We start from the raw sequence: 19,903 nt of genomic DNA on the forward strand, positions 1-19,903 counted from the left end.
TTGGCTTAGAAGCAGCCATCGTTTAAAGAAAGCGTAATAGCTCACTGGTCTAAATAAGCCGCCTTGCGCCGAAGATGTACCGGGGCTCAAGCCGTACACCGAAGCTGCGGACTCCTTAATGGAGTGGTAGCGGAGCGTTCCGTAGGTCTGTGAAGGGATACCCGCGAGGGGTCCTGGAGATATCGGAAGTGCGAATGCTGACATGAGTAGCGATAAAGAGTGTGAGAAACACTCTCGCCGAAATCCCAAGGGTTCCTGCGCAAGGCTAATCCGCGCAGGGTGAGCCGGCCCCTAAGGCGAGGCCGAAAGGCGTAGTCGATGGGAACCAGGTTAATATTCCTGGGCCTCTCGGGAGTTGACGGATCGTGGTGATTGTTCGTCCTTATCGGATTGGACGGGCGATGAAGCGGTCCCTGGAAATAGCCTCGAGAATAGACCGTACCCGAAACCGACACAGGTGGGATGGTAGAGTATACCAAGGCGCTTGAGAGAACCGCGTTGAAGGAACTCGGCAAAATACCCCCGTAACTTCGGGATAAGGGGGCCCTTGCATTGGGCAACCAGTGTGAGGGGGCACGGAAACGAGGGTGGCGACTGTTTACTAAAAACACAGGGCTCTGCGAAGTGGCTAACACGACGTATAGGGTCTGACGCCTGCCCGGTGCCGGAAGGTTAAGAGGAGATGTGAGAGCGTCGAATTGAAGCCCCGGTAAACGGCGGCCGTAACTATAACGGTCCTAAGGTAGCGAAATTCCTTGTCGGGTAAGTTCCGACCTGCACGAATGGCGTAACGACTGCCCTACTGTCTCCAACGCGGACTCAGCGAAATTGAACTCTCCGTGAAGATGCGGAGTTCCCGCGGTCAGACGGAAAGACCCCGTGAACCTTTACTATAGCTTCGCAGTGGCAACAGGACCGTCATGTGTAGGATAGGTGGGAGACGTTGAAGCCGGGACGCCAGTCTCGGTGGAGTCATCCTTGAAATACCACCCTTGACGCTCTTGTTGTCTAACCGCGGCCCGTGAAACCGGGTCCGGGACCCTGCGTGGTGGGTAGTTTGACTGGGGCGGTCGCCTCCCAAAGAGTAACGGAGGCGCGCGAAGGTGAGCTCAGAGCGGTCGGAAATCGCTCGACGAGTGCAAGGGCATAAGCTCGCTTGACTGCGACATCGACGGATGGAGCAGAGACGAAAGTCGGTCCTAGTGATCCGGTGGTCCCGCGTGGAAGGGCCATCGCTCAACGGATAAAAGGTACTCCGGGGATAACAGGCTGATACCCCCCAAGAGTCCACATCGACGGGGGTGTTTGGCACCTCGATGTCGGCTCATCTCATCCTGGGGCTGGAGCAGGTCCCAAGGGTATGGCTGTTCGCCATTTAAAGAGGTACGTGAGCTGGGTTTAGAACGTCGTGAGACAGTTCGGTCCCTATCTGCCGTGGGTGTTCGAGACTTGAGAGGATCTGTCCCTAGTACGAGAGGACCGGGATGGACATACCTCTGGTGGAGCGGTTGTCACGCCAGTGGCACTGCCGCGTAGCTATGTATGGACGGGATAACCGCTGAAGGCATCTAAGCGGGAAACCCCCCTCAAAACCAGGTCTCGCCTGAGAGCCGTGGTAGACCACCACGTCGATAGGCCGGGTGTGGAAGCGCAGTAATGCGTGAAGCTTACCGGTACTAATTGCTCGAATGGCTTCCATCTCCCCTTCGCATGACGGTAAATCCCAAACAGGATCTACCCGAACGCTTAGGCGAGTGGGCACCAAATCAAAATAGACAATCTCGCGAGAGACGCCGTCCAATCCAATGGATCCGGCCATCACGCAAAACACTCAAAAACGCTTCAATACTTCCTCTTGGTTCCCATCGACGACTTGGTGGCCATAGCGGAGGGCCCAGCACCCGATCCCATCCCGAACTCGGCCGTGAAACCCTCCTGCGCCAATGGTACTTCGGCTTAAGCCGCGGGAGAGTAGGTCGCCGCCAAGTCTTCCATGGGAACCAACACCATGATCCAATACCCAACCCCAACGCGGGGTGGAGCAGCCCGGTAGCTCGTCAGGCTCATAACCTGAAGGTCGCAGGTTCAAATCCTGCCCCCGCAACCAAGCATACAAATACCATAGCCCCGTTCCTCCGAGCGGGGCTTCTGCTTTAGGAAGCAAATACAAAGCAGATCCCCAGACACCCAAAAGGAGGGGACGGCGCAGCTAATCCGACCCAACAACACGGCAGGAATAGCGTAGATAAAGCGCCTCGGAACTCTCCGAACGCTCCTCCAGTACCGCCTCGCGCCCAAAACCCGCGCAATGACGCGCCGCCGCAGCCCCGACCTGCTGTCCAACAGGCGCGACACCAGATCCTCCCGAAACCGCCCGATACAACACAAAATCAGAACCCGACCCAACCTCCTCATAAGGGCGGGCCAGAGTGACACAGGCACTGAGCAGCAGTGCCGCCGCAAGGCCTGGCCCATACCTGGCTGGAAGATGGATCATTTGGGCAATGCGCCTGTCAGGCATGGCCGTCGGCGTCCTTTGTTAGTTCCGATGCGCCAGACAGGGGTCGAGCACGATCTGACTTTTGCCTAGCCGATCGTAGCCGCCGCTGAAGGTGACGTTGTCGCCAGATTGCATCCCGTTGGTCTGATACGCAATGCAGAGGACTTGGACCTGATCCTCGGGACACATGATCAGATAGGCCAGAGCGCCGTCGCTTCCGACATGCGTAAGCCTGCCTGGAATTGCCATGTTCAACCGCCCGTCATGATCGGGGACACGGTCGATCCAGTCTGAATTGGTTTCACATCTGGTGGGATGGCGCGGCGAGGTGTCCGCCGCGGCAAACGGACCAGCCGGGTCGCAGCACGGTTTAGCCATGGCCTTCCGAAGGGAAGGAGCGGTGATACCAAGGGTGGTGATCACAAGGGTCGCAGTGGCCGCAAATAAGGAGATGCCCTGCACCGGGGACTCCCGCTTGAGATGTTTGTTGCCCCTGTTGTCGACCGGCATGGTGTTTGGGTCAATGGCGCGCGGAGGCGCGAACGGGGGCGGATGTCTTGGCGGGGCCCGTTGGCGGCCCTGACCGCGTCGAACGGTGTTTCAGTCCGTCGCAAGGGGGCCAAGACACGGTTTGTGACACGGGCCAAAAAATATTTCAGGGCGGGGCTCCTCTCCCTCTTGCAGGTCCTCCCGGGACATCCCAATTCTTCGCGCGGGGCGGGACGGTTCCTGCCCGCGGCATCGACTAGGACGATGCCGGCATACCTGTAAAAGTGGAGAATTGCGGCAATGAAACGTGTCGCATCCGCGCTCGCGGTAGCAGCGCTTCTGACTTCGTCTCTGGCCCACGCCGACGAAGCGGTCTTCAAATCTGCCGACATGAACGGTGACGGTGCGATGAGCGCCGAAGAATTCAAGGAAGCCTTCCCGTCGCTCAGCGGTGACGCCTTCACGTCCGCCGATACGGACGCGAACGGCTCGGTCAGTGCCGACGAATTCGCGGCGGCTGCCGCGGCCGGCACGATCGCGCTGGAATAACCTGCGACGCATCACATTTGCATGACTGACGACTGCCCCCGCCGCTTGGCGGGGGCATTTTTTGTGCGCACGGCATTCGCCGAAATCGAAGATGCACAAGACTGCACCATCGGCTAGAAAACGGTCGTAACCGATCGGCGCTGCTTCGGGAGAGCGCTGCCTGTCGGGTCACCTAACCCAATTCAGAGACGCACATGCCCGAGACAGTCATTCGCCCCCAATCAGACGACCTGGACAGCGCGCAGGGCGCGCCATCTGTTCACAGCGAACGATGCTCCGTTCTGGTCATCGGTGGCGGCCCGGCAGGATCGACCACTGCGGCGCTGTTGGCGGAACGCGGTATCGACGTTCTGCTGCTGGAAAAGGAACGGCATCCGCGGTTTCACATCGGTGAATCCCTGTTGCCCCGAAACATCCCGATTCTGCGTCGGCTCGGGCTTGAGACCCGGTTGGAGGAGATCGGGGTTCTGAAGCGAGGGGCAGACTTCTCGGTCCCGGATGGCAGCCGCCATGTCGTGTTCAATTTCTGCGAGGCCCTCCGGCCGGACGAGCCCACCGCGTTTCAGGTCCGCCGTTCCGAATTCGACCATATGTTGATCGAGAATGCGGAACGTATCGGCGCCCGAGTCTTTCAGGAGACGCGTCTGGACGATCTCGAGATACGGGACGATGGCGTCACTGCCCGGGCCGTGTCCCGGGACGGCCAGGCGGTGATTGTTGATGCCGACTGGGTCGTCGATGCGACCGGCCGGGACAGTTACCTGAGCCGCAAGCTGGGGCTAAAGAAACGCGATCCGCGCCATGCCAGCGCCGCAGTATTCGGTCATTTTGACGGTGTTGCCCGGCGCCCGGGGCAGGAGGCCGGCAATATCAGTATCTACTGGTTTGACCAGGGATGGTTCTGGGTCATTCCGCTTCGTGATGGCTGCACCAGCGTCGGAATGGTCTGCTACCCGCGCTATCTGAAGGATCGGGGCAGCAGCCTGGAGGCGTTGTTTTTCGAGACGGTAGGCAAGACGCCCGGACTGGCCGAACGGATGCAGGCGGCCCGGGCCAGGGACGGGGTCCAGGGTACCGGCAATTTTTCCTATCGGTCGACGCGCATGTCGGGGGAGCGCTTTCTCCTGGTCGGCGATGCCTATGCCTTCATCGATCCGGTCTTTTCCAGCGGCGTCTATCTGGCGATGCAGGGCGCCGAATATGCCGCCGATGCGGTCGAAAGCTGTCTGAAGGACCCGAAAGGGGAGGCCCGCTACCGCCGCCGCTACGAACGCCGGGTGAAGCGCGGCCTGCGGGTTTTTTCCTGGTTCATCTACCGCTTCACCAGCCCGGCCTTCCGGACATTGTTCACACGCCCGACAAACAGGTTCTCGCTGCGTGCCGCGGTGATTTCGGTCCTCTCAGGCGATGTCTATGGTCGAACCGTTCTTTGGCCGCGCCTGATGCTGTTTCGGGCGGTCTACTGGGTGACCAGCGCCCTTCTTTGGCGCCGGGGAGGCGTCTATCGCGGCCGGCTGGAGGAACACGAAGCCCCATTCAGCTGACGCGGGCCAGCATCCGCTCCCGGCGAAACAGGCGCGCCAGCGACCGGCCGACAAAGTACCAATGAATGAAAAATGCCTCCAGCAGCAGTCTGGAACAGAATGCCGCGCTCCAAATCATTTGAGCTTCGGCGGCGCAGAGTGTGGGGCGCATGCCGAGCCCGCGTGCCAGGACGTCTATCCGGGCCAGGTGATACCGGTTCGAGACAATGATCGGCACCGTACTTTCGGCCGTGAAATGACCGCGGGCGGCGCGGAGATTCTCCAGCGTATTTCGGGAGCTTTCCTCGCAGAGGATACGGTCGTCGGGGGTGCCCTGCGCCTGCAGCCATTGCCGGCCGGCCATGGCTTCGCTCAATTCGGCGCCGGGCCGTGTGGCTCCGCCCAGAATGATGATCTGTCCGTCGGGAAAGGTGGCGGCACGGGACAGGCGCGCCCTGAAATCCGGAACCGGCGATCCGTCGGATGCAAGGCAGACTCCCGGTACAAGGATTGTCGGTGGGGGCCTGACCCGCCGCGCTGGTTCGACCGTACTCGGTGTCTTGGCGGCGTGGCGCGCGACCCGTGCGAGACAGAGCAGCAGGCTGATTCCGCCCGTCAGGACGATGCCGGCGCAGGAGGCCAGCAGCATTGCCAGGCCGTCCGGCCCCATGCTGCGCAATCGGCCGAAGCGGGACGGCACGCTTTTCGAGACGTCATGAACGGGTCCGAACGCGTCGGCCATGGTTTCGCGGAGCCGAAGCTCCGCCCCCTTCTCACTTGCCCCTATCGATGGTTTGTCATATCTAACGCCAAGGCAATTAGCACGGTCGTAATCCCAGAATTTCAATAAGAATTTCGATCTGCGGCGCGCTCTCCTCACGTAGAGCCGGATGCAAGATGAGTTGAAAAGGTGGAAGGTAAGTGTCGGAAAAGTCGGCCTTTCAGGTAGAAGTCGCGGAATTGATCATTGAGGCCCTGCATCTCGAGGATGTTTCGCCCGAGGACATCGATCCCGACGAACCTCTGTTCGGGGAAGGCTTGGGGCTCGATTCCATCGATGCGCTCGAACTTTCCCTGGAAATCTCGCAACGCTATAACTACACCATTCGGTCGGACGATCCCGAGATTCAGAAAATCTTCGGCTCGCTGCGCACGTTGACGGAGGCGATCGAGGCCAACCGCGGAGGATGATGGGCGATGGTGTTGCAGATTCTGCGGCTTCTGATTCCCGTCCTCACGATTGCCGGCGTTCACCTCTGCATCGTCTATGGCTTCGGTCTCTATGCCCTGACTTGTCTTGCTGCGGCCGTGGGCATCAACGCGATTCTGGTTGCGCTGACACAGGGCGCGCGGGGCCTGTTCTGGATCCTGACCGGTGTGGCGGCAACCCTGGCGGCGGCGCAGATTCTGGCGGTATTTGCCGAGCCTGACATGGCGCGTATCGTCGCCTTGCCGCCCATTCTGATCCACGGATGGTTTGCCTGGATGTTCGGACGCACCTTGTTGCCGGGCCATGAACCTTTGATCCGCCGGTTCAGCCGCCTGCACAGGGACAGGTTCCCGACCGAACTGGAACGCTATACCCGTATCCTCACCATCCTCTGGACCGTATTGCTGGGCGCCTTGACGATTGCATCCGCGGGACTTGGCCTCATGGCGACGCCGGAGACATGGTCCTGGAGCGTGAACATCGCAATGCCGTTGATCTGCGTCTCCTTCTTCCTGGGCGAACATGCCTATCGCGGCATCGTCTTTCGCCATATCGGTGGCAATTCGCCGGTGGAAACGATGCGCACCCTGTTGAGCCCGAAGACCTGGATCGCACCGTGACGGGCCCGGCGCTGATTCTCAGCGACGAAGGGCCGGTTTCGCGCGAACAAATCTTCGCGGCGGGCGCGGAACTGGCGCACCGTCTCGCGGCGGCGGCGCCCGGACCGATCATGCCGCTCTGCAGCCGCCGTCGGGATCTCTTCGCGGCGGTCGTCGCGGGCCAGCAGGCTGGGCGAGAGATCATCCTGCCGCCCGATGACGCCCGCAGCGCGATTCGTTCGGTGCTCGGTCGATACGGATCGGCCGTGGTTCTGCTGTCAGCCCACGACCCCGATGTAAACGGCGTGGAATGCCTGCGGGTGACCGACGATTTGTTCGGCGCGGCCGCTGCGGGGACCAGCATGGTCTGGCGAAAGGATTGCGGCGTCACGCTCTACACGTCCGGATCGACGGGGGAGCCGGTTGCGCATCGCCATGACCGAAGCTTCTTTGACGCCGGTGCCGCAGCCTGGCGACGCATTCTGGGAACGGATGAAGGGCCGGTGAGCATGGTCGTCACCGTTCCCGGACAGCATATGTTCGGCTTCGAATCCAGTGTGCTGTTGCCGCTTGGCACGGATACCGTATCGGTTCTGGACGCGCGTCCCTTCTTCGCCGCGGATATCGTCCGGGCGCTGCAGGCCGTTCCCGATCGAAGGGTCCTCATTCTGACGCCCCTGCATCTCCGCGCCCTGGTCGAGACCGGAGAACGCCCGCCCCCGATCGATCGCGCGGTCGTCGCGACGGCGCCGCTGGATGCAGACCTTGCCGCCCGGGGAGAAGACCTGCTCGGCGGGCCGATCCTCGAAGTCTATGGCAGTACGGAAACCGGGATGCTGGCAACCCGACGCACAGCATTGGGGGAGGATTTTCGCCCGCGCCTGGATGTCGGGCTGACCATAGAAACCGATGGCCAAGCTACGGCGCGCGGGGCGTTTCTGGGCGAAGGATTGGTGCTGAACGACCGGCTTGAGCCGACGGAGACCGGTTTCCGACTGGTTGCGCGGGACCGCGATCTTTTGAAGGTCGCCGGCAAGCGCGCCTCCCTGGCAGGGCTGACCGCCGCGTTGAACGACCTGCCTATGGTCCGCGACGGGGTCGTGCTGCCGCCTGCCGAACAGAACGAGGGGCATACCGCCGCCGCGCGGCCCGTCGCGGCCGTGGTTGCGGAGCCGGGTACTTCCGCCGATGACATTCGCCGTGGCATGCGTCAGCGCGTCCCATCGGTCTTTGTCCCGCGGCGCGTAGCCTTCTTGGACGATCTGCCAAGAACGGCCGTGGGTAAGGTCCAGGTGGAAACGGTGCGTGCGCTGATCGAGGAGGAGGCCGGATCTGCGATTTTGCTGCAGGAACCGGCCTTCACGATCTCAGACGAACATCCAGCTCTGCCCGGGCATTTTCCGGGAAATCCAATCGTTCCGGGGGCTGTGACGTTGGATCATGCGATTGCGGCCGCTGGGCTGAGGTCCGTCGAGGTCCTGCTGTCGGTCCGGTTTCACGATGTTCTGCGCGCCGGCGAACGCTGCACGGTCGCCAAGCGGGCAATCGGCGACGGGACCAGGGTTGCACTGGAATGCAAGTCGGGGGACAGACGTATTCTGTCGGCAAAGGTCGCGATCCGCGGGGAGGCAGCGTGAATGGGGCGACGAACAGACCGAGCGAATGGGCCGGCCGCGCCGAACGCGGCAGCCCGTTTCTAATTCGCTTCATTGTCTGGGTTGCCCGCAATATCGGCCGGGGGACGGCCCGGTTCCTGCTGCACCCGATCAGTCTCTATTTCGTGATCATGGCGCCGAATGCGCGGCGCCATTCGGCCGCCTTTCTGTCCCGGGTCCACGACCGGCCTGTCGGGATCGGGGCGGTTTACGGTCATTTCCACAGCTTTGCTGCGACGATCCTGGATCGTGTCTTTTTCCTGACCGACCGGTTCGACGTGTTTCGGTTGGAGTTTGATGGACTGGACGCCATCGACAAGGCGGTCGAGAACGGGCGCGGCGCCATTCTGGTCGGGGCGCATTTCGGCAGTTTCGACGCGATGCGGGCATTGGCCCGCAAGCGGCCGGATCTGCGTCTCAAGGTGCTGATGCATGAGGGGCCGGATGGCCGGGTCGCGGCCGCCCTGAACCGGATCAATCCGGAACTGGCGGACACGGTTATCCCTTTGGGACGGCCGGAAAGCATGTTGCGGGTCGGCGAATGGCTGCGTGACGGTGGGGCCATCGGTATACTGGGCGACCGGGTGCCGGCCGGGGACAAGACGCTGCGTCAACCCTTCCTCGGCGCCCCGGCGGGATTCCCGATCTCACCCTGGATTCTGGCCGCTGTGACGGGGGCGCCGGTGGTGATGTTTGCCGGCGTGTACCAGGGTGGCAATCGCTATATGATACGGTTCCGGTACCTCGCAGAGCGGGTGCGACGGGAAAGGGGCGGGAAGACCTCCGCCATCGAACAGGAGCTCTCGCGTTACGTGGAAACACTTGAAAGATGGGTTCGGGCTCATCCCGGGAACTGGTTCAACTTCTATGATTTCTGGCATTAGGGCGAGTGTCGCAGTCCTGTTGATCTGCTGGTCCGCTGTCGCAGGGGCGTCGGACTGGGGGCTGTCGGAACTCGGCGAAGCCCTGGGCAATGCGACCGAAGGCCGGGTTGGATTCCGCGAAGAACGAACGGTTGCTTACCTCTCTTCGCCACTTGTTTCGACCGGCTATGTCGCCCGCCATGGAGACCGCATCGAAAAGCATGTCGTCGCGCCGAAAAGAGAAAGTCTGATTCTGGATGGCGCCAACATGGAGGTGGAATCCGAGGATGGCTGGCAAAGCTACGACGTCGACGACCACCCCATGCTGCGGGGCCTGTCCGCTGCACTGCAGGCCGGGCTGACCGGCCGCTTCGGTCCTGCCGAAGATGTGTTCGATATCGCGTTGAAGGGGGATCGCGATGGATGGTCGATATTCCTGTCGCCGAAGCCGGGGGCGGTCGCGGAAGCGGTCGAGGAAATCGTGCTGCAGGGGGCGGACGATCGTATCGAAACGATAGACATCCGTTCGACGGATGGCGATCGCAGCACCATGACCCTGCTGCATGACGACGAATGAGACGGCTAGCGGCTACATGGGGCGCGACAGCGTTCGTCGCCGTGATGCTGGCAATTTTGGTCGTCCAAACAACGAATGTCGTCACGGATCTGTCCTTCTTCCTGCCGGACAGCCGAAATGTAGAAAGCCGGGCCCTGGCCGCCGGCTTCGACCGTCCCGGCTCACTGATGATGGTTCGCCTGTCCGGCCCGTCCGAAGGCGACATCGCGAGGATCAGTGACCGTCTGGTCAGGGGGCTGCGGGCGGATCCGCTTGTCGCTTTCGTGCGCAACGGTCGACCGTGGGTTGACCCCCAACTGCGGGACTATCTGCTGACCCATCGATATCTGCTGGGCCCAGAGTTTGAGAGCGACCACTTTTCCGAACCCGCATTGAAGCGGGCGATCGGGGCGGAACTGGCCGGGCTGGCCGGCGCGGCGGGATGGGCGACACGAGATATCTTTCCCCGCGATCCGGTCGGACGGTATCGCGCCGTGATACCGATGCCGCCGGCCGGCCTGGGTCCCGAGCGCCGTCATGGCGTCTGGATGGATTCGGACGGACGCGCCCTGCTGCTGATCCAGTTTTCCGCGCGCGCCGGCGATACGGCGGCACAGGCAACGGCGATCAATGCACTGAACACCGCGCTGGCCGCGGAACGGGTGGACTGGCCCGGCCTGTCGGCGGAGGTCAGCGGGCCCGGTGTGTTTGCGTTGCGTGCCAGCGAGAAGATCCGCGCGGACATGATGCGATTGACCCTGATCGCGAGTGTGGCGGTGGCGGCGCTGTTGCTGCTGATGTATCGCAGTGGGGCTTTGCTGCTGCTGGCCGGAATTCCGGTCGGCCTGGGCGTTCTGAGCGGCATATTGATCACGCAGGCGGTCTTCGGGTCGGTCCATGGCGTTGCCATCACTTTCGGCGTGGTCCTCGCCGGGGTCGCCGTCGACTATCCAATTCATCTGTTCGGTCATCGACGTCCGGGAGAGGCCGCCACGGTCGCGGCACAGCGCATTGCCCGCCCCATGACCGTCGGCGCGGCGACGACCCTGGTCGGGGTTCTGGCATTGACGCAGTCCAGCTTTCCGGGACTGGCACAGATCGGCGTTCTGTCCGCAACGGGGGTCGCCGTTTCTCTGGCGGTCAGCCGCTATGTCCTCCCGGTCCTGATGGCGGACAGGACATATGCCGGCCGGCCGATCTACAGCAATGTGATCTGGACCCGGCTGCGCGGTCTTCGCCGCCCGCGCCTCGCGATGGCCTGTCTGCTGGCACTGGGCTTTCTTGTCATCACGGCTGCCGCGTTCTTCAGACCGGAACCGGTTTGGGAAACCGACCTGTCCCGTATCGGCGTGGCGGATGGCGATGCGCGTGCCCTGGACGGCGCGCTGCGCAAGGCCCTGCATTTGCCCGATGTCCGGCGCGCCCTGGTCATTGAGGGGGACACCGAACAGGACGTTCTGGCGCAATGGCCGGAAACGCTGGAACGGCTGGATGTCGCGATCGAAGCCGGGCGTCTCGGCGGCTACCCGGCCGTGGCTGGCCTGCTGCCTCCGGAGGCAAAGCAGCGCGCGCGGCAGGCTGACATGCCGTCGGAGCAAACCCTGCGCCAGGCCCTGACCGGCGCGGTCTCGGATTTGCCCGTCGAGCCATCGGTGCTGAGCCCGTTCCTTGCCGATATCGAGAACCAGAAGCATGCCCAGCCCCTTCTGCCGGACGATCTGCGCGCCGGGCCGCTTGGCCTGCTGTATCCCTTCCCGTGGCAAACCGACAATGGCTGGGCGGCGATGGTTCCCCTGACTCCGCCCATCGACCTGTCGATGGACGACCTTGCCGGGGCTCGCCTCGTCGACCTTGCGGCGGTGGCGCAGGACATCGTGAGAGACTATCGGGCCGAAGCGACTTTCTTGCTGCTGGTCGGGCTGGGCATCGGCGCTGCCGTACTGGCGGTCGGGCTGCAATCTTTCCGCCGACTATGGCGGGTGCTGCTTCCCCCCGCCGGGGCTGTGGCACTGACCGCCGCGCTGTTGCTGGCCGCGGGGGTCAGCCTGAACCTGTTCCATCTGCTGGCGTTGCTGCTCGTCGCGAGCATCGGGGTTGACTATGCATTGTTCTTTCCCGATTACTCAGCGTCGGATCAGGACGGAATCGACGGATTCCGGTCGGTAGCGGCCTGCTGCGGGACGTCTACGGTTGTCTTTGCGGTACTGGCAACGTCTTCCATTCCGGTCCTGAGCGCGATTGGAACGACCGTCGCAATCGGCGCGCTCCTGAGTTTCGTTCTCACCCTCTGTCTTGCTGGCGGATCCAGATCGACGTGACCTTTCAGCCCTTCATCACCGCCTATACCTGTGTCAGTGCCGTCGGGCGCGGTCGGGATGCGCTGAAATCGGCGCTGATCAGCAAAACCGGCGGGCTTACCCGCTATGAGGACCCGGTCGGTGTGCTGGATACCTATGTTGGGCGTGTCGACGGATTGGACATGGTGGCGGTGCCGAACGCCGTTGAAGCCTTCGACTGCCGCAACAACCGGCTGGCGGAGCTGACCCTGCGCCAGGACGGCTTCGAGACCAGGGCGGCGGCGGCGCGAAAACGCTATGGTCCGGAACGGATCGGGGTTGTCCTGGGGACCAGCACGTCCGGTATCGCCAGCGGAGAGGATGCGTTTCTCAAATGGTCTGGCGAAGGTCCCCTGCCGCCGGAATTCGAGTTCGAGAAATCCCAGGATCTGTATTCCCTGTCCGAGTATGTTCGCAGGCGTCTGGACCTTCGCGGTCCGTCCTACACGATTTCTGCCGCTTGTGCGTCCAGTACCAAGACTTTTATCGATGGTGCGCAGCTGATCCAGGCCGGACTGTGTGATGCGGTAATCGTCGGCGGTGTCGATACGTTGTGCGAAACCTCGCTGCGCGGTTTCAACGCCCTGCAACTGCTGTCGCCGGTCCCCTGTCGGCCCAACGATGTGGACCGGCAAGGCATCTGCATCGGAGAGGCGGGAGGCTTCGCCCTTCTGGAGCGAGAGCATGGCGACGATGGGCCGGCCCTGCGCCTGACCGGCTTTGGCGAGAGTTCCGATGCGCACCACATGTCGTCGCCGCACCCGGAAGGCCTGGGCGCCCGCATGGCGATGGAGCAGGCATTGCAACGGGCTGCGCTGACCGCGGCGGAGATCGGCTATGTCAACATGCACGGCACCGGCAGCCTTCTGAACGACCGGGTGGAAGATCGCGCCATTGCGGATGTGCTGGGACCCGACATGCGCTGCAGTTCGACCAAGGGGTGGACCGGGCACACACTGGGCGCGGCCGGTGCGGTGGAGGCGGCGATCGTCCTGATCTCCCTTGAGGCAGGGATTGCCCCGGCGAACCTCAATCTGGAGACACTGGACCCCGATGCCCTTTGCCGACCGCTGACGGACACCGTCCCGGCGGATCTGGTCCACGTCCTGACCAACAATTTCGGGTTCGGCGGTAACAATTGCAGCCTGTTGTTCAGTCGCGAGGACAGGCCATGAGAATGCGCGTGGCGGGCATTTCGGCGATCGGGTCCGGTTTGAGCGACTGGGGCCATGCGAGGCGCGTCCTTACCGGTGAGGCGCCCTGGGAGCCGCAATCTCTCTCCATTCCGTCGCCCACGATCCTTTCGGCCAATGAACGGCGGCGGGTGAGCCGTCTGGTGCGCCTGGCGCTGGGCGTCGCAGAGGGCGCGTGCGAGGATTCCGGCATGTCGCGCGACGCCACGGATTGCGTCTTCACCAGCGCCCTGGGGGACGGCGCGGTGACCCATGCGGTCATGGCGGCGCTGCGGACACCGGCACGCTCCGTTTCGCCGACGCATTTTCACAACTCCGTTCATAATGCGATGGCGGGCTATTGGAGCATCGGCGCCGGAAACCATCGGGCCTCGACCAGTCTGGCCGGGGGGCAGGGCAGTTTCGGTGCGGCGCTTCTCAAGGCCGCATTGACCATTGTGCAGTTCGAGCGTCCGGTGCTGCTCGTCGCCGCAGACCATCCCTTTCCGCCGCCGCTGAGCGAAACACGCCCGTCACTTGGCGCGTTTGCCGTCGGACTGGTTCTGACGCCCGATGCGGCCGATGCGTCCGGTCCGCTGCTGACGGTTTCCGGTTGCGCCCAGGGTCCCGGGGACCCACCGGCCAGGACGGAATTGCATGGTTTGTGGCAGACCTGCCCGGCCGCACGCGCATTGCCGCTGTTGGAAAGCCTAATCGACCCGAAACCTGTGGTGCTGGAGGCGGGCAACGACTATTTCCTGTCGGTGGACGTGTCGGCATGAACCGGGATCGCATCCTTGCCGATCTGGTGCCGCATGCCGGGGCGATGGTTCTGCTGGACGAAGTGGTATCCTGGGACACGCAGAAGGTCCTGTGCCGAACCCTCAGTCATCGCCGGGCAGATAATCCGTTGCGGCGGGACGGACAGCTGTCGTCGACGGCTGTCAGCGAGTACGCCGCGCAGGCGGCGGCGGTCCACGGTTCTCTGAACGATGGGGCCGTGCCCGGCGGTTTCCTCGCCGCCCTGAAGGATGTCCGGCTGACGATTGACGATCTTTCCGGGATAGACGCGCCGATCCTGGTCGAGGCGACGCGGTTGATGGCCGATCCGGCGGCGCTGCTTTATACCTTCCGGCTGTATCGCGACACACCGATGACGGAAGAAATTGCCACCGGCCGGCTGACGGTTCGCCTGCTGGACATGGAGGACGCATGACGGACAAGCGGCGACGCGCGTTGGTGACGGGCGGTGCCGGGGCCATCGGCTCGGCGCTGTGCCGCCGTCTGGCGGCGGACGGTTATCACGTCACCATCCACTACCGCAGCAGCCGGGATTCGGCGGAAACCCTTCGGCGCGAAATTGAGGCGGATGGCGGCGCAGCGGATACGCTGGGCTTCGATGTGACCGACGCGGCTGCTACGGAAACGGCCTTGCAGCAGGCCCTTCAAGGCGGGGCCTACCAGGTTCTGGTCAGCAATGCCGGGGTGACGTCGGACGCACCGTTCCCGGGCATGACTATGGCGGACTGGCAGACACCGATCGATGTTTCCCTGAACGGGTTCTTTCATGTCGCTCGCCCCCTGATCATGCCGATGATGCGCACGCGCTGGGGACGGATTGTCGCCGTGACGTCGCTGTCGGGACTGATGGGCAACCGGGGGCAGGCCTCTTACGCCGCCGCAAAAGCCGGGCTGCACGGCGCGGTCAAGACGCTGGCGCTGGAGGTCGCGACGCGGGGCGTAACGGTCAACGCGGTGGCCCCGGGGGTGATCGATACGCCGGATGTCCGTGACGCTTTCCCGCCGGAGCGGATCAAGGCACTGGTCCCGATGCAACGGGCGGGGCGGCCCGAGGAAGTGGCGGAGGTGGTCGGGTTTTTGTGCTCACCCGGCGCGTCTTATGTCACTGGGCAAATTGTGTCCGTCAATGGCGGCGTACTCTGATACCGGGAATTCCCAGAATTTCTGCTGTTCTCCGGCGACTCGATACTTGAAGTGAACCGATGCTTGGGGCAGTGTGCCGGCAGGGGATCGGGGAGAAATTGTTCTATGCGAAAGACCGAGTTTTCCGATGCCGCGCGACCGGGTGAAGCGCTGGCCGTTGTCATTCCTGCCTACAATGAAGAGCGCTCAATCCGGGCGATTGCGGTCGGCGCATTGAACGCGACGACCAATGTGATCGTCGTGGATGACGGATCCACGGACGATACCGCGACCCAGCTTGCCGGATTGCCCGTTCGTCTGGTTCGGCTGCCCCGCAACATGGGCAAGGCAGCCGCCCTGCGCTGTGGCTTTCGCGAGGCGCTGGCCATGCAAGTCGACGGTGTCGTGACGCTTGACGGCGATGGTCAGCACCGACCGGAAGATATTGCCACGCTGGCGGCCGCTGGTGCGGCGGGGGACCGCGTCGTCATCGGCAGCCGGCTGCATGACGGGGCGAAGTTTCCTCGGGCGCGGCTGATCGCGAACCGGATTGCAAATTTCTGGATTTCCTGGGCCGCCGGTCACCGGATTTCGGATTCGCAAAGCGGGTTCCGGTACTATCCGATCGGCCTGCTGCGTGCTCTCGATCTGTCGTCCCTGAGCTATGGCGGATTTGTTTTTGAAAGCGAAATTCTGATCCGTGCCGCTCAGCGTGGATATCTCAGCACGTCCGTTCACATTCCGGCGCTTTATGACTCGGTCGCATTCCGCGCCAGCCATTTCCGGCCCGGTCGGGACATTACGCGGATCGTGTTGATGGTCGCGTGGTCGTTGATCCGGCGCGGAATGTATCCGATGGGACTCTATCGGTCTCTGTTTGCGTAGACTCTGTTGGTTGGTATCTCGATACCGGCTTGTCCGGGCGGATCAAATCAAACACCTTAGCCGCAGCCAAAGTTTGTAAAAGGAGATGGTATATGTACCGCAACGTGGCACGGATCTTTTTCGTTCTTCTGATCGCGGGCGGCCTGGCGGCCTGTCGCACGGCCCCGGTCTACAACGTCGAAAACGCCCTGTTTACCAAGGAAGCGCCGAGCGTGACCGCGGCGTCCGACATGATCAAGGCCGCCGGTGCCAGCCTGGGTTGGCAGATGGCGGATGACGGTCCCGGCCACATTGTGGGCCGTCTGCCGATCCGCACGCATCTTGCGGTGATCGACATCACCTTCGACACGACGCGCTACAGCATCATGTACAAGGACAGCAACAATCTGAAGTATGACGGCACCCAGATCCATTCGAACTACAATGGCTGGATCCAGAATCTTCAGAATGCGATCACGGCACGTAGCTCGGTCTACTGATCCGGTACGCATCGCCTTAATGGAAGCGGGGGCGGCTCATCGGGCCGCCCCCGTTCTCTTTCCGGCCCTCGTCGCGATCAGCACCCGCTGCTGCAGGCGCCGTCGCCGTCGAATTCCATCGTTCTACCGCTGAGCGGCAGGTAGGTCGGCACGGAAACGGCCTTCAGAAACGCATCGGTGCGGGTTCCCGCGACCGGATTGCCCCCCTCAGTCGCGACCTCGTTCGCATGGGACGGAATGACCGCTTTCGGCCGGATCAGATCGTTGATCACATAGGCGGCCTCGGTCGGTCCGGTGGTGAAGGTATCGCCGATATTGATCACGGCGAGCTCGGCCTTGTACTGCTCCCCGACCACGATTTTCTGTTCTGCGGTTACGCCGGTGTCGCCGGACAGGTAGACGACCAGCCCATTGCTGAAGGTCAGGACATAACCGGTCGGTGGTCCGGCATAGGCCGTCAGTCCGGATTCATCCAGCATATGTCCCAGATCGCCGCCGATCATGGCGCCGGCAATGCCGTTTGAATGCACAGCCGGTACCGTGGTGATCGTAACACCGCCGACCTTTCGGGAGGCACCGAAGCGTACCAGTTGAGACTTGCCGGGATCGCCGCCCAGCGCCTTGAGCTTTCCGGCAAAGAATTTCGGCATTTCGCTGCCGGTCACGATTGCGGATTGCTTGGCCAGCGCGATGTTGACCGTGTTCGTGTTGGGCAGGACGACCTGGGAAATGTCCGGACTGTCGCAGGTGCCCGCATTGACCGCCGATATATGACGGTCGCCGACATGGTCGCCATGCATGTGACTGACCAGGATGGCATCGATGTCGCCAAGACGCGGATCGTCCGCGCCGGCGACCGTGCGACCGACATCATAGAGAATTCGTGTGCCGTCTGGGTCCACGAACAGCATTGCACGGTCGAACTTGCAGAATTCGCCATCGTGGCTGCCCAGTGGAGTGACGGCCACGGTCTGCGCCTGTGCCGCCAGCGCGGTAAGACCGATAACGGCGCCCGTCAGCACGCCGCCAACCTGTTTCCCAAAGAACATGCCGATGTCTCCCCTTAAGTGGTGTGTTTTCCCGCTAACATCGAAATGGGGCGGTATATTGTTAAGGCAAGTGGAATGGAGCGAACCATGCCGCATGCAGAACACCACGTTCGCAAAATGCGGTGAAGGATTGATGTCGAAATGCGGAAGGCAGAGGAATGCCGGCGATGGAATTGGTACCGCTTCACCCGGATTTCGGGGTCGAGATACGCGGTCTCGCGTTAACCGAGGACAGGCTGTCGGAACTCTATCCTGTCATCCGCGATCTGTTCGACCGTCATTCGCTTCTGCTGTTTCGCGACCAGGGCTTCACCGAAACGGCCCACATGGCGCTGGCACGCTTGTTCGGGCCGGTCGAGGATCGGCACGACCGCCCCGAACCCAAGATCAGCCCGGTCACCAACCTGACGGAGGACGGGGCAGTCGTATCGACTGCGACAGACCATCGCTTGCTCAACCTCCAGGCCAATTTCCTGTGGCATACGGACAGTACGTTTCTGCCGGTTCCCGCACTGGCGAACATCCTGGTGGCGCGTGTGCTACCGGATCGGGGCGGCAACACGGAATTCGTGTCCACCCGCGCGGGGTATGACCGCCTGCCAGCGGCTACACGTGCCCGACTTAGAGGCACGTACTTTCGCCATCGCTATGCGCATTCGCGTGCGAAGGTCGATCCGGATCTGGCGAAGGGCGCCTTGTTCACGAAATGGCCGGACCAAACCTGGCGTGCGGTCTGGACCAATCCCGTGACCGGTGCTGAAGCGCTCTACATTGCATCGCACGCCTTCGAGGTGGTGGGGATGGACAGTGGAACGGGGCGGGCCTGGATCGATGACCTGCTTGCTGCCATGACCCCGTCCGGAGCTATCTATTCCCATGCCTGGCGGCCGGGTGATGTGTTGATCTGGGACGAGCGGGCGACCCTGCACCGTGGGTCGCCCTGGCCCTACGAACAACCGCGAAAGCTCGACAGCTTGTGTGTGACGGCGCGGGCTGTCGACGGTCTCGACGGCGTTCGGGCGGCCTAACCGAAGCGGCAGACGACCTTGCCGTAATGGCCGCCTTTCAGCAGCCGTTCCAATGCGCCGGGAAGGTCCTCGAACTCGAACCGGTTGTCGTCCAGCACCGGGCGGGTTTCATGCAGCGCCATCGCCGCAACCATATCCTCGAACATTCTCAGGCTGCCGCAGGTGACGCCCTGAAGCCGGACATTCTGGGTGACGACCCGACCGAGCGGGATAGCCGGCACCGATCCGCCGAGAACGCCGATCAGACTGATCGTGCCGCTGGGTCGAATGGCGGCCACGGACTTTTCCAGTGTGCCGCCGCCGCCGATATCGACGATGTGGTCCAGGCCACGACCGCCGGTCAGGCGGCGCGTCGCCTTGTGCCAGTCGGGATCGGTCGAGTAGTTGATCGCATGATCGACACCCAGCGGTCGGGCCCGTTCCAGCTTCTCGTCGCTGGAGGAAATCAGGACGACTTCCGCCCCCTGCATCTTGGCGAACTGCAATGCGAACAGGGAGACGCCTCCGGTACCCTGGATCAGTACCGTGTCGCCCGCCTTGACCCGTCCCTGCTCGACGACGGCGTTCCAGGCCGTCACGGCGGCGCAGGGCAGGGTGGCCGCCTCTTCCGGTGACATATGCGGCGGCGCTTTCACCACGCAATTTGCGGGGATGGCCATGAGTTCACACATTGTCCCGTCCAGCGGACCGCCATGCCCGCCCTCCATGGACCGTTCGCCGATCTGACCATCCTGCCAGGTGCGGCTGAAGTTCGGGCAGACCCTGTCGCCGACCTCGAAACCCTTCACCCTCTCTCCCATGGCGATGATCGTTCCGGCCCCGTCGCAAAGCGGTATCAGCGGTGGATTGCCGCCTCGCCGTCCGTATCCGCCCTGCATCAGGATCGCATCCCGGGGATTGATCGCCACAGCCTCCATCCGGATCAGAACCTCGTCCGGACCGGGCTCCGGGTCAGGCAGGTCGACCGGCCGGATGTTGTCCAATCCCCAGTCGTTTTCCAGGCGCATCGCTTTCACGGTCCTACTCCCTCTTTGTCGCAGTCGCGCCATCTCGACATTTCAACGGACGCACTTCAAGCTGCGGCAAC

General features: G+C 62.7%; 19 protein-coding genes, 1 tRNA gene and 2 rRNA genes (1 of these 22 running past the window's edge). 18 read left to right on the forward strand and 4 right to left on the reverse strand.

The window, feature by feature from the left end; all coding sequences use genetic code 11:
* The 3 genes from R8L07_10275 to R8L07_10285 form a co-directional block, all read left to right on the forward strand.
* Window positions 1-1,701 (forward strand): 23S ribosomal RNA (locus R8L07_10275) (it extends 1,037 nt beyond the left edge of the window).
* Between the two features lie 171 nt (window positions 1,702-1,872).
* Window positions 1,873-1,988: ribosomal RNA gene (gene rrf, locus R8L07_10280) — 5S ribosomal RNA — on the forward strand.
* A gap of 42 nt (window positions 1,989-2,030) precedes the next feature.
* Window positions 2,031-2,107 (forward strand) — tRNA-Met (locus R8L07_10285).
* 432 nt (window positions 2,108-2,539) lie between these two features.
* Here R8L07_10285 and R8L07_10290 read toward each other — a convergent pair.
* Entirely contained in the window at window positions 2,540-3,010 is a 471-nt protein-coding gene (locus R8L07_10290) for a hypothetical protein (protein ID MDW3205916.1), read from the reverse strand.
* A gap of 279 nt (window positions 3,011-3,289) precedes the next feature.
* Between R8L07_10290 and R8L07_10295 the strand changes: the two genes are divergently transcribed.
* The gene (locus R8L07_10295; protein ID MDW3205917.1) at window positions 3,290-3,538 is read left to right on the forward strand and encodes an EF-hand domain-containing protein; all 249 of its coding nucleotides are present in this window, start codon (window positions 3,290-3,292) and stop codon (window positions 3,536-3,538) included.
* Window positions 3,539-3,732: 194 nt separating this feature from the next.
* On the forward strand, window positions 3,733-5,082 hold the full coding sequence (locus R8L07_10300; protein MDW3205918.1) for an NAD(P)/FAD-dependent oxidoreductase: 1,350 nt from the start codon (window positions 3,733-3,735) through the stop codon (window positions 5,080-5,082).
* Here R8L07_10300 and R8L07_10305 read toward each other — a convergent pair.
* Window positions 5,075-5,803: a YdcF family protein gene (locus R8L07_10305; GenBank protein ID MDW3205919.1), complete on the reverse strand. Its 729-nt coding sequence runs from the start codon at window positions 5,801-5,803 to the stop codon at window positions 5,075-5,077. The genes R8L07_10300 and R8L07_10305 overlap by 8 nt on opposite strands.
* Before the next feature lie 179 nt (window positions 5,804-5,982).
* Between R8L07_10305 and R8L07_10310 the strand changes: the two genes are divergently transcribed.
* The 12 genes from R8L07_10310 (at window position 5,983) to R8L07_10365 (ending at window position 16,739) form a co-directional block, all read left to right on the forward strand.
* A complete protein-coding gene (locus tag R8L07_10310; GenBank protein MDW3205920.1) occupies window positions 5,983-6,252 on the forward strand; it encodes a phosphopantetheine-binding protein in 270 nt (89 codons plus the stop codon).
* 6 nt (window positions 6,253-6,258) lie between these two features.
* Window positions 6,259-6,891, forward strand: coding sequence for a hypothetical protein (locus R8L07_10315; GenBank protein ID MDW3205921.1), 633 nt, complete (start codon window positions 6,259-6,261; stop codon window positions 6,889-6,891).
* Window positions 6,888-8,507, forward strand: a complete 1,620-nt coding sequence (locus tag R8L07_10320) for an AMP-binding protein (protein ID MDW3205922.1) — start codon at window positions 6,888-6,890, stop codon at window positions 8,505-8,507. Before R8L07_10315 ends, R8L07_10320 begins: the two co-directional genes overlap by 4 nt.
* The gene (locus R8L07_10325; protein MDW3205923.1) at window positions 8,504-9,409 is read left to right on the forward strand and encodes a hypothetical protein; all 906 of its coding nucleotides are present in this window, start codon (window positions 8,504-8,506) and stop codon (window positions 9,407-9,409) included. The genes R8L07_10320 and R8L07_10325 overlap by 4 nt, the downstream gene beginning before the upstream one ends.
* Window positions 9,393-9,965 (forward strand): LolA-related protein, encoded by a 573-nt coding sequence (locus tag R8L07_10330; protein ID MDW3205924.1) that lies wholly within the window; start codon window positions 9,393-9,395, stop codon window positions 9,963-9,965. The genes R8L07_10325 and R8L07_10330 overlap by 17 nt, the downstream gene beginning before the upstream one ends.
* Window positions 9,962-12,262: an MMPL family transporter gene (locus R8L07_10335; GenBank protein MDW3205925.1), complete on the forward strand. Its 2,301-nt coding sequence runs from the start codon at window positions 9,962-9,964 to the stop codon at window positions 12,260-12,262. Before R8L07_10330 ends, R8L07_10335 begins: the two co-directional genes overlap by 4 nt.
* Entirely contained in the window at window positions 12,259-13,455 is a 1,197-nt protein-coding gene (locus R8L07_10340) for a beta-ketoacyl-[acyl-carrier-protein] synthase family protein (GenBank protein MDW3205926.1), read from the forward strand. The genes R8L07_10335 and R8L07_10340 overlap by 4 nt, the downstream gene beginning before the upstream one ends.
* Window positions 13,452-14,234 (forward strand): beta-ketoacyl synthase chain length factor, encoded by a 783-nt coding sequence (locus R8L07_10345; protein MDW3205927.1) that lies wholly within the window; start codon window positions 13,452-13,454, stop codon window positions 14,232-14,234. The genes R8L07_10340 and R8L07_10345 overlap by 4 nt, the downstream gene beginning before the upstream one ends.
* The gene (locus R8L07_10350; GenBank protein ID MDW3205928.1) at window positions 14,231-14,668 is read left to right on the forward strand and encodes a hypothetical protein; all 438 of its coding nucleotides are present in this window, start codon (window positions 14,231-14,233) and stop codon (window positions 14,666-14,668) included. Before R8L07_10345 ends, R8L07_10350 begins: the two co-directional genes overlap by 4 nt.
* Entirely contained in the window at window positions 14,665-15,396 is a 732-nt protein-coding gene (gene fabG, locus R8L07_10355; protein MDW3205929.1) for a 3-oxoacyl-ACP reductase FabG, read from the forward strand. Before R8L07_10350 ends, fabG begins: the two co-directional genes overlap by 4 nt.
* Before the next feature lie 105 nt (window positions 15,397-15,501).
* Window positions 15,502-16,260: a glycosyltransferase family 2 protein gene (locus R8L07_10360; GenBank protein ID MDW3205930.1), complete on the forward strand. Its 759-nt coding sequence runs from the start codon at window positions 15,502-15,504 to the stop codon at window positions 16,258-16,260.
* A 92-nt stretch (window positions 16,261-16,352) separates the two neighbouring features.
* Window positions 16,353-16,739, forward strand: coding sequence for a hypothetical protein (locus tag R8L07_10365; protein MDW3205931.1), 387 nt, complete (start codon window positions 16,353-16,355; stop codon window positions 16,737-16,739).
* Window positions 16,740-16,816: 77 nt separating this feature from the next.
* Here R8L07_10365 and R8L07_10370 read toward each other — a convergent pair whose 3' ends face one another.
* The gene (locus tag R8L07_10370) at window positions 16,817-17,788 is read right to left on the reverse strand and encodes an MBL fold metallo-hydrolase (protein MDW3205932.1); all 972 of its coding nucleotides are present in this window, start codon (window positions 17,786-17,788) and stop codon (window positions 16,817-16,819) included.
* Between the two features lie 167 nt (window positions 17,789-17,955).
* Here R8L07_10370 and R8L07_10375 point away from each other — a divergent pair, with 167 nt between their 5' ends.
* Window positions 17,956-18,816, forward strand: a complete 861-nt coding sequence (locus tag R8L07_10375; protein ID MDW3205933.1) for a TauD/TfdA family dioxygenase — start codon at window positions 17,956-17,958, stop codon at window positions 18,814-18,816.
* On the opposite strand, the gene R8L07_10380 is transcribed toward R8L07_10375, so the two are convergent.
* Window positions 18,813-19,823 carry an NAD(P)-dependent alcohol dehydrogenase gene (locus tag R8L07_10380; GenBank protein ID MDW3205934.1) on the reverse strand — a complete coding sequence of 337 codons (1,011 nt, stop codon included), beginning with the start codon at window positions 19,821-19,823 and terminating at the stop codon, window positions 18,813-18,815. The two genes, R8L07_10375 and R8L07_10380, sit on opposite strands and share 4 nt — an antisense overlap.
* Window positions 19,824-19,903: the final 80 nt, after the last annotated feature.

The organism is Alphaproteobacteria bacterium, from assembly GCA_033344895.1.
Lineage (GTDB): Bacteria > Pseudomonadota > Alphaproteobacteria > UBA8366 > Aestuariispiraceae > Pacificispira.